Raw genomic sequence first — 13,919 nt, forward strand, 5'->3', positions numbered from 1 at the left:
GCGCGTGGCGGCCAAGGCAAAAAAGACGGTTTCGGCCGACAGCAGCAATCCGTTCGGGACCATCGTCAATCTCTGGCCCTATATGTGGCCCTCGGAGCGGCCGGACCTGAAGATGCGGGTGGTCTGGGCCACGGTCTTCCTGCTTGTCGCCAAGGTCGTGCTGCTGCTTGTGCCCTATTTCTTTAAATGGGCGACCGACGCGCTGAACGGGCGGCTGGATGCCGTCGCCATCCTGCCGTCCTTCCTGCTCGGCGCGGTCATGCTGGTGATCGCCTATAATCTCGCCCGCATTCTGCAGGCGGGCCTGAACCAACTGCGCGATGCGCTGTTTGCCAGCGTCGGCCAGTACGCGGTGCGCAAGCTCGCCAACAAGACCTTCGTCCACCTCCACCGGCTGTCGCTGCGCTTCCACCTCGAGCGGCGCACCGGCGGGCTGTCGCGCGTGATCGAGCGCGGCACCAAGGGCATCGAGACGATCGTCCGCTTCACGATTCTCAATACCGTGCCGACCATCATCGAGTTCCTGCTGACGGCGGTAATCTTCTGGGTCGGCTACGGTTTCAGCTACCTGCTTGTCACCGCCATCACCGTCGCGCTCTACATCTGGTTCACCGTGCGCGCCAGCGACTGGCGCATTGCGATCCGTCGCTCGATGAACGAGAGCGACACGGAGGCCAACACCAAGGCGATCGATTCACTGCTGAACTTCGAGACGGTGAAGTATTTCGGCAACGAGGAGATGGAGGCGCGGCGTTTCGACCAGTCGATGGCGCGCTACGAGCGCTCGGCGACCCAGGTGTGGACCTCGCTCGGCTGGCTCAACTTCGGCCAGGCGCTCATCTTCGGCGTCGGCACGGCGATCATGATGGTGATGTCGGCGCTGGCCGTGCAGCGCGGCGAACAGACCATCGGCGACTTCGTCTTTGTCAATGCGATGCTGATCCAGCTGGCGATCCCGCTCAACTTCATCGGCTTCGTCTATCGCGAGATCCGCCAGGGTCTGACCGACATCGAGCAGATGTTCGACCTGCTCGAGGTCGAGGCGGAGGTTGAGGACAGCCCCCGCGCCAGGCCGCTTGCGATCGGCGCCGGCGCCATCGCCTTCCGCGACGTCCACTTCGCCTACGATCCGGCCCGTCCGATCCTGAAGGGCATCTCCTTCGAGGTTCCGGCCGGCAAGACGGTCGCCGTCGTTGGTCCCTCGGGGGCCGGCAAGTCGACGTTGTCGCGGCTGCTCTACCGCTTCTACGACGTGCAGCAGGGGGCAATCACCATCGACGGGCAGGACGTACGCGACGTCACGCAGAAGTCCTTGCGCGCCGCCATCGGCATGGTGCCGCAGGACACGGTGCTGTTCAACGACACGATTGCCTACAACATTCGCTACGGTCGGCCGGAGGCGAACGACGAGGAGGTTCGGGCCGCCGCCGACATCGCCCAGATCAGCGGCTTCATCGAGCACCTGCCGGACGGCTTCAAGGCCATGGTCGGCGAGCGCGGGCTGAAGCTTTCGGGGGGCGAGAAGCAGCGCGTGGCCATCGCCCGCACCATCCTCAAGAGCCCGCCGATCCTCATTCTCGACGAGGCCACCTCGGCCCTCGATACGCGCACCGAACAGGAGATCCAGGCCGCGCTCGACGTCGTCTCGAAGAACCGCACGACGCTGGTCATCGCCCACCGGCTATCGACCGTGGTCGCGGCCGACGAAATCATCGTGCTGCAGAGCGGCCTGATCGCCGAGCGTGGCACCCATGCCGAGCTGCTGCGGCAGGGAGGCCTCTACGCCTCCATGTGGAACCGCCAGCGCGAGGCGACGGAGGCCGAGGAGCATCTCAAGCAGGTCCGGGATTCCGACGAACTCGGGATCGTCATCCGCCAGCCGGCGGCCGGGGAGTGAGGTCACAGGGGCCGGCGAGACCCTGCTTCTCTCTACCGGGGGGCATGCGATGCCTCAGGCCACAAGGTCCGCATTCACGATGCCGCGTTCGCTCCGCAATGCCGCATCTGCAGTGGCTTCGAGGAAGGCAAACCAGTTTGCCCGCTCGCCGAAGCTGCCGATCCCAAGGCTGCGCCGCACCCGGTTGAGGGCCTGCTCGGTCTCGGGCCCGAAGACGCCGTCGGTTCCGCTTTCTCCGACGCTCTGGTTGAACAGCTTCGTCAGGGCGTGCTGGATGAAGAGCGTGTGGCTGCGCGCATCGCGCTTGAACCTTGGGGCGGTGCCGTTGTCGAAGTGCAGGTGGTCCGCGTGAGCCCGGTTGTAGTCATGGTTGAGCACGGTGCCAAAGTGCAGGCGCAGCACCGCCTCGATCCCGAGATAGAGGAAGGGGCGGGCAGGGAAGGTGCTGGCGACCCATTTGCCGCCGCCCCGGAAGATAAGCGCGTCGAGGTCGAAGGCCCTGTTCCGGTGGTGGTAGGAGACGCCGCTGCCGGTGCGACCGACCCCGCCGCTCCAGACCTGAGTCACGTCGAATCCGTGTCGGGATAGGACCTCCTGCATCTGGCGGAAACAGGCGGTGCACTGATCGAGAAAGACATCGTCGATGTACGGCCGCATCGGCACGGCGCTCTGTCCGTAGGACGTGTCATTGAAACGGTCGTAGAAGAGAGGCAGTCCGGCAATGTTGTCGACGCGCGTGAGGGGCATTTCAACCTCCATGGATTGTATTGGTTAATATATACAATTAAAAGGCGAGATCTGCCAAGCGAAACCGTTGCCGGTAGCCATGCGGGCGCTGCCGGTTGGAACTCCACGGCAAGAGAGCGGTGCCAATTGCCCACACCGGCGGTCGTACACGCACCGGAAGCAGGCCAAGGCGCCGCTTCGCATTGCCCCGGCCTGCGTTTCGCGCTAGTTCCAGTGCCAACAAGAACGCGGAGCAACATGGCATGAGTCTGGTCGATACGGTGCGCAACACCCTGGTTCCCATCCACCGCGAGGGGTGGAAGTTCGTTGCCATCTTCTTCGTGGTGTCGATCGTGCTCGGCCTGCTCTGGGAGCCACTGCTGTGGCTCGGCTTGCTGCTGACGGCCTGGTGCGCCTATTTCTTCCGCGACCCCGAGCGCCTCACACCGCTGGATCCGGACCTTGCCATCAGCCCGGCGGACGGTCGCGTCTCCTCGATCGCCACGGTCACGCCGCCGGCGGAGTTGGAACTCGGCTCGGCGCCGATGCTGCGCATCTCCGTGTTCATGAACGTGTTCGACTGCCACGTGAACCGGGCGCCGATGCGCGGCAGCGTGCGGCGCATCGCCTATCGCGCCGGCCGCTTTGTCAATGCCGAACTCGACAAGGCGAGCCAGGAGAACGAGCGCAACGGCCTCGTGATCGACACCGCCCATGGCGAGATCGGCGTCGTGCAGATCGCCGGCCTCGTCGCCCGCCGCATTCTCTGCTGGACCGCGACCTTCGATCGTCTCGACGTAGGCGAGCGCTTCGGCCTGATCCGGTTCGGATCGCGCGTCGACGTGTTCCTGCCGGAGGGGGCCGTGGCGCGCGTCGCGGTCGGCCAGAAGGCCGTCGCCGGCGAGACGGTGATCGCCGAGTTCGGCTCGGCGAAGGGGCCGACGCTGGCGCGCCGGGGTTGACAGCGATCGGGATCACGGGAATTCAGGGCCTGCCGTCAAGCAAGCAGAGCGAGCCGAGATGAATACGCCGTTTCACCCCTATGAACCGAACGGGCCCAATGACGAGGCCCGCGGGCCACGCCTGCGCCAGATCCCGCTCCGCGTGATCGTCCCCAACCTCATCACCATCCTGGCGATCTGCGCCGGGCTCACCGGCATCCGCCTCGCCTTCGAGAACCGCTACGAACTGGCGGTCGGCATGGTGTTGCTCGCCGCCTTCCTCGATGGCATCGACGGCCGCGTTGCGCGGCTGCTCAAGGCGACGTCGAAGTTCGGCGTCCAGATGGATTCGCTGGCCGACATCGTCAATTTCGGCGTCGCACCGGCGCTGGTGCTCTACGCCTTCGTGCTCGACCAGGCCCGCTCCGTCGGCTGGATTGCCGCGCTCATCTTCGCCATCGCCGCCGGGTTGCGCCTGGCCCGCTTCAACGTGATGGCGGAGCGGGAGACCAAGGCGAGCTGGCAGTCGGAGTATTTCGTCGGCGTGCCGGCGCCGGCCGGCGCCATGCTCGTGCTGTTGCCGGTCTATGTCGGCTTCCTTGGCGTGGCGCCGAGCCAGCCCTTCGCCCTGATCGCCTCGGCCTACACCGTCCTCATCGCCTTCCTGCTCGTCAGCCGCGTGCCGGTCTGGTCGGGCAAGTCGGAAGGCGGGCGCATCCGCAAGGATCTCGTCCTGCCGGTCATGCTGTTCATCGTCATCTATGTGGCGACGCTGATGAGCTTCACCTGGGAAACCATGGTGGTGACGGTTGCGCTCTATCTCGCCTCGCTGCCGTTCGGCGCGCGCGCCTGGTATCGGAAGTACGGCCGCTGGCCGGCCGCCGATACAGCGGTGGAGAACGAGTTCCCGGGCGAGGGCGAGGACCCGGCCTGACGGCACCCGGGGCACCGGTCACGGACTTTGAGGCGGGCCACGCCGGGCCCGCCACCTATCGCCCGGGTCGAGGGCGCTGCGGGCCGTCAGCCCGGCAGGTGGTAGTCGACGAGCTTGTTGTCGCGGACGATGAAGAGCTTGCCGGTCTCGGTCATGTCGCGGCCGAGCAGCGGCATCAGTGCCTCGGCCACCGACGAAGGATGCGGCACGGTTTCGGGATTCTCGCCGGGCATGGCCTGGGCACGCATGGCCGTGCGGGTCGCGCCGGGGTCGACGGAGAGGATGCGCAGCGGCGTGCGCTGCGTCTCGGCGGCCCAGGTGCGTGCGAGCGCCTCGACGGCGGCCTTGGAGGCGGAGTAGGGGCCCCAGAACGGCTTGCACTTGTGCGCGGCCGATGACGACAGCACCAGCGCGCGGCCGGCATCGGACTTCAGCAGCAGCGGCTCGACCGAGCGGATCAGCCGCCAGGTCGCATTGACGTTGATGGTCATCACCTTCTCGAACACCTTGGCCTCGACGTGGCCGATCGGCGAGATCGTGCCGAGCACGCCGGCATTGGCGACCAGGATGTCGAGCTTGCCCCAGCGCTCGAAGATCGAGCCGCCGAGCCGATCGATCGCGGCCATGTCGGCCAGATCGAAGGGCACCAGCGTGGCCGAGCCGCCCGCCGCCTGGATCGCGTCGTCCAGCTCCTCCAGCCCGCCGACCGTGCGGGCGCAGGCGACGACATGGGCGCCGCGCTTGGCGAGCGCGAGGGCCGTGAAATAGCCAATTCCGCGCGAGGCGCCGGTGACCAGCGCGATCCGGCCCTTCAGATCGAGTTCCATCATTGTCTTCCCGTGTGTGCCGGCCAAAGAAGAAGGCCGCGTTTCCGCAGCCTTCTAAAGCGTTTGTCGGCGAATGCAAACCGGCGCTGTGGCTCAGCCGCTGCTGGCGAGCACCGAAACCTTGCGACCCATCGTCTCGCCTTCCTTGTCGAGCAGGCGTGTCGGGTAGTCGCCGGTGAAGTAGTGGTCGGTGAACTGCGGCCGGGCCGGGTTGCGGCCCTCGCCGCCGACGGCGCGATACAGGCCGTCGATGGAGAGGAACTGCAGCGAGTCGGCGCCGATGTACTTCGCCATCGCCTCGACGTCGGCATACTGGTTGGCTAGGAGCTTGTCCTTGTCCGGCGTGTCGATTCCGTAGAAGTCCGGGAAGAAGATCATCGGGCTGGCGACGCGGATGTGCACCTCCTTGGCGCCGGCGTCGCGGATCATCTGCACGATCTTCAGCGAGGTCGTGCCGCGCACGATCGAGTCGTCGACCAGCACGACGCGCTTGCCGGCGATCATCGCCCGGTTGGCGGAGTGCTTCAGCTTCACGCCGAAGGCGCGGATCTGCTGCGTCGGCTCGATGAAGGTGCGGCCGACATAGTGGTTGCGGATGATGCCGTATTCGAACGGGATGCCGCTTTCCTGGGCGTAGCCGAGCGCGGCGGGCGTGCCGCCGTCCGGCACCGGCACGACCACGTCGGCCTCCACCGGGTGCTCCTTGGCGAGGTTGCTGCCCATGTTCTTGCGCGCGACATAGACGCTGCGGCCGCCGACCACCGAATCGGGCCGGGCGAAATAGACGTATTCGAACAGACAGAGGCGCTCGGGCTGCGGGTTGGTCGACTTGCGTGCCTCGATCGAGATCGAGCCGTCCGGCTGAATTTCGCAGATGACGACCTCGCCGTTCTCGACGTCGCGGATGTATTTCGCGCCGATGATGTCGAGCGCGCAGGTTTCCGAGCAGAAGATCGGCATGCCGTCGAGCTCGCCCATCACCAGCGGGCGGATGCCGGTGGGGTCGCGCGCGGCGATCAGCTTGGTGCGGGTGATGCCGACCATGGAGTACCCGCCCTCCATCTGGCGGATCGCGTCGATGAAGCGGTCGGTGGTCGAGGTGTAGCGCGAGCGGGCGATCAGGTGCAGAACCACTTCGGTGTCGGAGGTGGACTGGCAGATGGCGCCGCCGGCGATCAGCTGCCGGCGCAGCGTCAGCCCGTTGGTGAAGTTGCCGTTATGGGCGACGGCGATGCCGCCGACTTCCAGTTCGGCAAACAGCGGCTGCACGTTGCGCAGCGCCACCTCGCCGGTGGTGGAGTAGCGGGTATGTCCGATCGCCATGTTGCCGGGCAGCTTCGCCAGCGTCACCGGGTTGGTGTAGTGGTCGCCGACCAGACCCATGTGCTTTTCGGTGTGGAACTGCTTGCCGTCGAAGGAGACGATGCCGGCGGCCTCCTGGCCGCGGTGTTGCAGGGCGTGCAGCCCAAGCGCCGTCAGCGTCGCCGCGTCGGGATGGCCGAGAATGCCGAACACGCCGCATTCTTCATGCAGCGTATCGCCGTCCAGATCGCTGTCGGAACGGTGGGGAAAGACGGAAGGATCGGTCATGAGCTGCGAGCCTTTGATCGGGACTTGACTGGGTTGCACGAATTCGCTTTGCGGCGCCCTGCGCCGGGTGGGCTGGCGCGGATCCGGACCGCGCGATGCCTATATGTGGATGCCTTAACGACTTTACCACCGAAGTCCGGAGGCTTCAGTGGTAGCTCAAATACCCTACCAGATTTTCGCCGCCGCTGCTCTCGCCAAATCTGCGGGGCAGCCTTGCGCAATCATCCGCTCGTGGGCGGCACGTCCTCGGCCGGTTCCCCGCCCGTGGCCGGAACCTGGCCGCTCGTCCCGTCGGCCGGCATGTCGGCGCCGTCGGCCGGCGCGCGCTTGCCCAGCAGCCGGTCGCGGATCTGCGTGTCAGCGTCCTCCGGCAGGAGTGCGATCAGCTTTGTGCCGAGATTGTCGAGAAGCGGCTTGGACTTCGCGCTGCCGACCCAGCCCGGCTGCTGCTGCGGGGCCACCAGCCAGTTGAAGAACAGCATTGCGACCACGACCAAAAGGATGCCGCGGGCGGCCCCGAACAGGAAGCCGAGCGTGCGGTCGAGCGCGCCGATGCGGCTGTCGATGATGAAGTCGGCAATGCGCATGGTGATGAACGAGATCACGATCAGCGCCACCAGGAAGACGACCGCGGCCGAGCCGATGATCGCCACGGTGTCGCTGGTCGTGTAGTCCTTCGCGTACGGCAGCAGCACCGGATAGAGATAGTAGGCGGCCGCGGCGGCGCCGACCCAGCTTGCCACCGACAGGACCTCGCGTGAGAAGCCGCGCACCATGGCCAGCACGGCGGAGAAGAGCGCGACGCCGATGACGATACCGTCGAGAAGTGTGATGGGCATTTTTGTCCTACTCCAGACCTGCAATGTCTTTCGACCCGGATGCGATTTGCCCCGGCACATTAGCCGATCGCTTCCTCGGCGTCCCAATACGGTTCATCGGCAACGAACTGTTTCCACAGTGGTTTGCCAATTTCGCGGCAGCCGCGTCAGTTGTCTTCCTCGCCTCGCATCAGCGCGCCCTTCGAGCCGGCGATTCGCGCCACCAGGTCCGGCAGGCTGTCGATTTCCGTCCAGCGCCCGCCATTGCCCTTGGGCAGTTCGGCGGAGCCGGCCGGTAGCGCGGCCTGGGTGAAGCCTAGCTTCTCCGCCTCCTTGAGGCGCTGTGCGGTGTGCGACACCGGCCGGACGGCGCCCGACAGGCTGATTTCGCCGAAATAGACGCAATCGGCCGGCAGGGCAAGGCCGGCCAGCGACGAAACCAGCGCCGCCGCCACCGCCAGGTCGGCCGCGGGCTCGGAAATGCGAAATCCGCCGGCCACGTTCAGGTAGACGTCGTGCTGGCCGAGCCGGACGCCGCAATGGGCCTCGAGCACGGCGAGGATCATCGACAGCCGGGCCGAATCCCAGCCGACGACGGCGCGCCGCGGCGTGCCGAGCGAGGTCGGCGCCACCAGCGCCTGCACCTCGACCAGCACCGGCCGGGTGCCTTCCATGCCGGCGAACACGGCCGCGCCCGGTGCCTTTGCGTTGCGCTCGCCGAGGAACAGTTCCGACGGGTTGGAGACCTCGCGCAGCCCCTTGTCGGACATCTCGAACACGCCGATCTCGTCGGTCGGGCCGAAGCGGTTCTTGACCGTGCGCAGGATGCGGTAGTGGTGGCCGCGGTCGCCCTCGAAATAGAGCACGGCATCGACCATGTGCTCGACCACGCGCGGGCCGGCGATCTGCCCCTCCTTCGTCACGTGGCCGACGAGCACGACGGCGGCGCCGGTCTGCTTGGCGAAGCGGATCATCGCCTGCGCGCCGGTGCGCACCTGGGTCACGGTGCCGGGCGCGGATTCGACAATGTCGCTCCACAGCGTCTGGATCGAGTCGATGATGGCAAGGTCCGGGCGCTTGCCGTCGGTCAGCGTCGCCAGGATGTCCTCGACGTTGGTCTCGGCGGCGAGCAGGACGTCGGTCTCGGCCGCGCCCAGGCGCTGGGCGCGCAGCCGGATCTGTGCCACGGCCTCCTCGCCTGAGACGTAGATGATGCGCTGGCCGCGGCGGGAGAGGGCGGCGGCGGCCTGCATCAGCACGGTCGACTTGCCGATGCCGGGATCGCCGCCGACGAGCACGGCCGATCCGCGCACGAAGCCGCCGCCGGTGACGCGGTCGAGTTCGCCGATGCCCGTTTCGATGCGCGGCGCCTCCTCGATCTCGCCGGACAGGCTGGTCAGCGCCACGACGCGGCCCTTTTTCGGCGTCTTGCCCGGGCCGCCGCCGATCCCGCCCATCGGGTCTTCCTCGACGACGGTGTTCCACTCCCCGCAGGCGTCGCATTTGCCGACCCATCGCGCGTGCACGGTGCCGCAGTTCTGGCAGACGAATTGGGTACGGACCTTGGCCATGGGAACATGCTCTCGAGATTGCCGGCCACCTTGGCGGTGGCTCGGGGCCGCGAATCAATGCGGGCGCGCCACATAATGGGAGGAAAGGGCGCCGGGAAGAACGATAATGTTCCGGCGATCTATCAGCGCGCCTGAGAGCGCGATCAATATTAATCGGTTCCGCGTCGATCCCGGCCGTGGCAATTGCTTGTCCGGGGATGTTCCCCGGGGAGCCTTGGGCGATGTTCGACTACACGCTTGTGCACTGGATCGCGTTCTTCTCGGCTGCGGCGCTGCTGAATGTGTCGCCGGGGCCGGACATTGCCTTCATTCTGGGACACACCGTCCGCGGCGGCAGGCGCGCCGGGTTCGCCGCGCTGTTCGGCATCTGGAGCGGCGCCTGCGGGCACGTGCTGATGGCCGCCGCCGGCCTGTCGGCGATCCTGGCCGCGTCCTCGCTCGCGTTCTCGATGGTGAAGTGGATCGGCGCCCTCTACCTGATCTGGCTCGGGATCCTGGCGCTGCGCTCGAAGGGCGAGGGGGCATGGATCGCGGATGCGCAGGAGCTGCGCCTGGCGCAGGTCTTCAGGCAGGGGATCCTTGTCTCGCTGCTCAATCCCAAGGTTGCGATCTTCTTCCTCGCCTTCCTGCCGCAGTTTGTTGTCGAGGGGGCGGGGCCGGCCTGGGCACAACTGCTGCTGCACGGGCTGCTCATCATCGTCGTGGCCGCCTTCATCGAGCCGCCACTGATCCTCCTTGCCAGCCGCCTGGCACGCGCCCTGCGGGCAAACCGGCGCTTCGGGCTCTGGTTGGACCGGGGGCTCGGAACGCTGTTCATCGCCTTCGGCATCCGCCTCGCGCTCGCCGAGCGCTGACCAAACGGCGGACGGGCCGAGACGCCGTCGATACGGCATCGGCGCACCGCCGGCGTGGTGATGGATCCTAGCGAGCCTCGATGTACTCCCGGCGATAACGCGTGCCGAGGCTGGTGAGCAGGACGTAGTCGATCGTGCCGCCAGCCTTGGCCACCGCTTCGATCGGCATGTTCGGCCCGAACAACTCGATGAAGTCGCCGGCGTTGACCTTTCCGGGCGGCAGGTCGGTGACGTCGAAGTGGGTCAGGTCCATGGTCACGCGGCCGATCAGCGGCACGCGTTGGCCGTGCAGGATGCCGCTGGCGCCGGAAATGCCGGTCTGACGCAGCGGCACGCCGGCGCCGGAAAGGCTGCGCAGGTAGCCGTCGGCATAGCCGATGGCCGCCACCGCGATGCGGCTGTCGCGCTTGACCACGGCGGCCGCGCCGTAGCTGACGCTTTCGCCGATCCGCACGTCGCGCACCTGAAGGATCCGCGCCTCCGCCTTCACCACGGGCTTCATCGGGTTCGGTTCGCCATTGACCGCTGCGCCGCCGTAGAGGGAGATGCCGGGGCGGGTGAGATCGAAGTGGAAGTCCTCGCCGAGGAATACGCCGGCCGAGTTGGCAAGGCTCGCCTCCACGCCCTCGAACGCCCGCGCGGCAGCGCGGAAGCGGTCGAGTTGCATGCGGTTCATCGGGTGCATCGGCTCGTCGCCGCAGGCGAGGTGGCTCATGATCAGCACCGGCGAGAAGCTTGCCGGACGGGCCGGATCGCCGGCAAGGGCGATCGCTTCTGAGACCGACAGCCCCAGCCGGTTCATGCCGGTATCCACCTGCAGCGCGCAAGGATGGTCGCCGCGCTCCGAGATCGCTGCCATGAAGACGGCAAGCTGGCCGAGCGAGGTGATCACCGGCACGAGATCGTGCTCGAAGAACAGCCGCTCGGAACCGGGCCACATGCCCGAAAGCACGAAGATCCTGCCGTCCGGCACGATCGGGCGCAGGAACGCGCCCTCGGCCGGGCTTGCCACGAAGAAGTCGCGCGCGCCCGCCCGGTAGAAGGTCTGTGCCGCCGGCCCGAGCCCGGTGCCGTAGGCATTGGCCTTGAGGACCGCGGCCGTGCGCGCCGCGCCCGATCGCCTGGCCATGAAGTGCCAGTTGTCGGAGAGCGCCTGTAGGTCGATGGTCAGCCGGGCGTGCGCTTCGCCAATCGGATCCGTCGGATACATGGAAGGGAGGGGGGGCTTCGTCATGTCCTTGAAATACTCGCTCCGGCGGCGGGCAGCAACAGCAATGCGCGCATGTCGCCCTTGCGCAAAAATGTGCGCTGATAACCTCGGCGCGACGCTTTTCCGGAGCACGGCTTCGCCCTAACGTGCATGGCCACGAAGAAGGATCGATCTGACGAGAATGAGCAGACTGTTGATTGCCGGGCTCCTGGCGCTCGGGCTGGCCGGGGCGGCGGCGGCGCCGCCGTCGCGGGCACAGGAGGCCGCCACCACGCCGCTCGAGCTGCGCGACGCCTATGCGACCCTGCTTGGGCTCGACCTCGACGGCACGCGTGCGGGGCGAGATCACGGCGCCGACGTGTACCGGGCCATTCTTGACGACGCCGCGGCGCCACGGCTGCTGACCCGGCTGGAGTTGGCCCGCAACGAATGCCGCGTTCGCACCACCGCGGCGCTACAGTTTCCCGGATCCTGGGCGGCGCTGTCGCTGACCTTGACCGACTTCTACAGGATCACGAGCGCCGTCGCCTACCGTTCGGTCGACGATCTCATCGCCGGCCGCCACCCGCTCAAGCCCGGTGATCCGGCCGCCCGGCAGCTGGTCCTCGAAGGCAAGGGCCTGCGCTGCACCACGCGGCTGTCGCTCGAGGCCGACGTGAAGGACCCGGCCAGCACCTGCAGCGACCGGCTCGACATCGCGATGACGACCGACGTTCAGGCCGTCCGCGCCCGCAAGGCGCTGGCGCTGGTGGCCGCCCGGTGCAAGGTCGGTGTCCTGCAGGACTGACCGGCCGGGGCCTCAGTGCTCCTCGTACTGCGAGAAGGACGGGTCGGCGAGGTCGGCGAAGCGGGTGAATTCGGACTGGAAGGCGAGCTTCACCGTACCGGTCGGTCCGTGACGCTGCTTGGCGATGATCACGTCGGCCGTGCCCTTGACGCTCTCGAACTTCTGCTTCCACTCGTCGTATTTCGGATCGAACTCGTCGCGGGGCTCAAGGTTCTTGACGTAGTATTCCTCGCGGAACACGAACAGCACGACGTCGGCGTCCTGCTCGATCGAGCCCGATTCGCGAAGGTCGGAAAGCTGCGGGCGCTTGTCTTCGCGGCTCTCCACCTGACGCGAGAGCTGCGAAAGCGCGATGATCGGCACGTTCAGCTCCTTGCCGAGCGCCTTCAGGCCGGTGGTGATCTGGGTGATCTCCTGCACGCGGTTGTCACTCGACTTGCCCGAGCCGGTCATCAGCTGGATATAGTCCACCACGAGGCAGTCGAGTCCGCGCTGGCGCTTCAGGCGACGCGCGCGGGCGGAGAGCTGTGCGATCGAGATGCCGCCGGTCTGGTCGATGAAAAGCGGCACCTTCTGCATCATCTGCGAGCAGGCGACGAGCTTTTCGAAATCGGCCTCCGAGATGTCGCCGCGGCGGATCTTCGAGGAGGAGACTTCGGTCTGCTCCGAGATGATACGGGTGGCGAGCTGCTCGGACGACATTTCCAGCGAGTAGAAGCCGACGACGCCGCCGTTCTTGGCCTTGAACGATCCGTCCGCCTGCACTTCCTGCTCGTAGGCGGCGGCGATGTTATAGGCGATGTTGGTGGCGAGCGACGTCTTGCCCATGCCGGGACGGCCGGCGAGGACGATCAGGTCCGAGCGCTGCAACCCGCCCATGCGGGCGTCGAGCGAGTGAATGCCGGTGGAGATGCCCGACAGCGAGCCGTCGCGCTCGAAGGCGGCGCCGGCCATGTCGATCGCCTGGGCGACCGCGTCGTTGAACGACTGGAAGCCGCCGTCGTAGCGGCCGGTCTCGGCCAGCTCGAACAGCCGGCGTTCGGCGTCCTCGATCTGGCTTTGCGGCGGCATGTCGAGCGGCGCGTCATAGGCAATGTTGACCATGTCCTCGCCGATGGTGATCAGCGAGCGCCGCAGCGCCAGGTCGTAGATCGCCCGGCCGTAGTCCTCGGCGTTGATGATGGTGACGGCCTCGGCCGCAAGCCGGGCGAGGTATTGCGGGATGGTCAGGTCGCCGACGCGGCCGTCCGATGGCAGATGGGTCTTCAGCGTGATCGTCGTGGCGATCTTGCCCATCCGGATCGTGTCGCCGGCAAGCTCGAAGATCTTGCGGTGCAGCGGTTCCTGGAAGTGGATCGGCTTGAGGAAGTCCGAGACGCGATAGTAGGCGTCGTTGTTGACCAGGATCGCGCCCAGCAGGGCCTGCTCCGCTTCGATGTTGCCCGGCGCTTCGCGATGATGCGCGCCGGGGTCGTCGCGGCCAGGGCTGGCAAGTTTTCGCACGGCGTCGTTCATGTGGCCCGAATCTCCCCGAATCCCATCTGTCGTGAAGCATCCTGCTTGCAACCGGGGGCCGCACGGGTCAAGGACTGTCTGCTCCCTGCCGCATGATGGCATGGCGGCGGCCGCCGTTGGTCACGCTGTTCGACCTATCCACAGCAGCGCCCGTGCACAAATCCCACAGTGACGGAAAATCAGTGCATTTCGGCGGGCAGTTGGACCCGGAGCCTTGACGCCCGGGCGCTGGATTTGCGGACCTCGGCG

At 66.9% G+C, this 13,919-nt stretch carries 12 protein-coding genes; 5 read left to right on the forward strand and 7 right to left on the reverse strand.

Annotated elements, in window-relative coordinates; all coding sequences use genetic code 11:
* Positions 1-4 precede the first annotated feature (4 nt).
* A complete protein-coding gene (locus tag ACXAGF_RS06670) occupies positions 5-1,897 on the forward strand; it encodes an ABCB family ABC transporter ATP-binding protein/permease (RefSeq protein WP_475015467.1) in 1,893 nt (630 codons plus the stop codon).
* A gap of 54 nt (positions 1,898-1,951) precedes the next feature.
* Here ACXAGF_RS06670 and ACXAGF_RS06675 read toward each other — a convergent pair whose 3' ends face one another.
* The gene (locus tag ACXAGF_RS06675; RefSeq protein ID WP_475015469.1) at positions 1,952-2,644 is read right to left on the reverse strand and encodes an extensin family protein; all 693 of its coding nucleotides are present in this window, start codon (positions 2,642-2,644) and stop codon (positions 1,952-1,954) included.
* 182 nt (positions 2,645-2,826) lie between these two features.
* Between ACXAGF_RS06675 and ACXAGF_RS06680 the strand changes: the two genes are divergently transcribed.
* Positions 2,827-3,585: a phosphatidylserine decarboxylase gene (locus tag ACXAGF_RS06680; RefSeq protein ID WP_475015471.1), complete on the forward strand. Its 759-nt coding sequence runs from the start codon at positions 2,827-2,829 to the stop codon at positions 3,583-3,585.
* 58 nt (positions 3,586-3,643) lie between these two features.
* On the forward strand, positions 3,644-4,498 hold the full coding sequence (gene pssA, locus ACXAGF_RS06685) for a CDP-diacylglycerol--serine O-phosphatidyltransferase (protein ID WP_475015472.1): 855 nt from the start codon (positions 3,644-3,646) through the stop codon (positions 4,496-4,498).
* Between the two features lie 86 nt (positions 4,499-4,584).
* Here the strand turns inward: pssA and ACXAGF_RS06690 are convergent, their stop codons facing one another.
* The 4 genes from ACXAGF_RS06690 to radA form a co-directional block, all read right to left on the reverse strand.
* Positions 4,585-5,325, reverse strand: coding sequence for an SDR family NAD(P)-dependent oxidoreductase (locus ACXAGF_RS06690; RefSeq protein WP_475015474.1), 741 nt, complete (start codon positions 5,323-5,325; stop codon positions 4,585-4,587).
* Between the two features lie 93 nt (positions 5,326-5,418).
* A complete protein-coding gene (gene purF, locus ACXAGF_RS06695) occupies positions 5,419-6,915 on the reverse strand; it encodes an amidophosphoribosyltransferase (protein WP_475015476.1) in 1,497 nt (498 codons plus the stop codon).
* A 221-nt stretch (positions 6,916-7,136) separates the two neighbouring features.
* Complete coding sequence (locus ACXAGF_RS06700; protein WP_475015477.1) at positions 7,137-7,754, reverse strand: CvpA family protein; 618 nt, start codon at positions 7,752-7,754, stop codon at positions 7,137-7,139.
* Positions 7,755-7,900: 146 nt separating this feature from the next.
* Positions 7,901-9,304, reverse strand: coding sequence for a DNA repair protein RadA (radA, locus tag ACXAGF_RS06705; protein ID WP_475015479.1), 1,404 nt, complete (start codon positions 9,302-9,304; stop codon positions 7,901-7,903).
* Between the two features lie 221 nt (positions 9,305-9,525).
* Here radA and ACXAGF_RS06710 point away from each other — a divergent pair, with 221 nt between their 5' ends.
* A complete protein-coding gene (locus tag ACXAGF_RS06710; RefSeq protein WP_475015480.1) occupies positions 9,526-10,158 on the forward strand; it encodes a LysE family translocator in 633 nt (210 codons plus the stop codon).
* Positions 10,159-10,225: 67 nt separating this feature from the next.
* On the opposite strand, the gene alr is transcribed toward ACXAGF_RS06710, so the two are convergent.
* Positions 10,226-11,392, reverse strand: coding sequence for an alanine racemase (alr, locus tag ACXAGF_RS06715; RefSeq protein ID WP_475015481.1), 1,167 nt, complete (start codon positions 11,390-11,392; stop codon positions 10,226-10,228).
* 157 nt (positions 11,393-11,549) lie between these two features.
* On the opposite strand from alr, the gene ACXAGF_RS06720 reads away from it, so the two are divergent.
* Positions 11,550-12,155 carry a hypothetical protein gene (locus ACXAGF_RS06720; protein WP_475015482.1) on the forward strand — a complete coding sequence of 202 codons (606 nt, stop codon included), beginning with the start codon at positions 11,550-11,552 and terminating at the stop codon, positions 12,153-12,155.
* Positions 12,156-12,167: 12 nt separating this feature from the next.
* Here the strand turns inward: ACXAGF_RS06720 and ACXAGF_RS06725 are convergent, their stop codons facing one another.
* Entirely contained in the window at positions 12,168-13,670 is a 1,503-nt protein-coding gene (locus ACXAGF_RS06725; protein WP_475015483.1) for a replicative DNA helicase, read from the reverse strand.
* Between the last annotated feature and the right edge of the window lie 249 nt (positions 13,671-13,919).

The organism is Mycoplana sp. ABR4_002 (assembly GCF_056159645.1).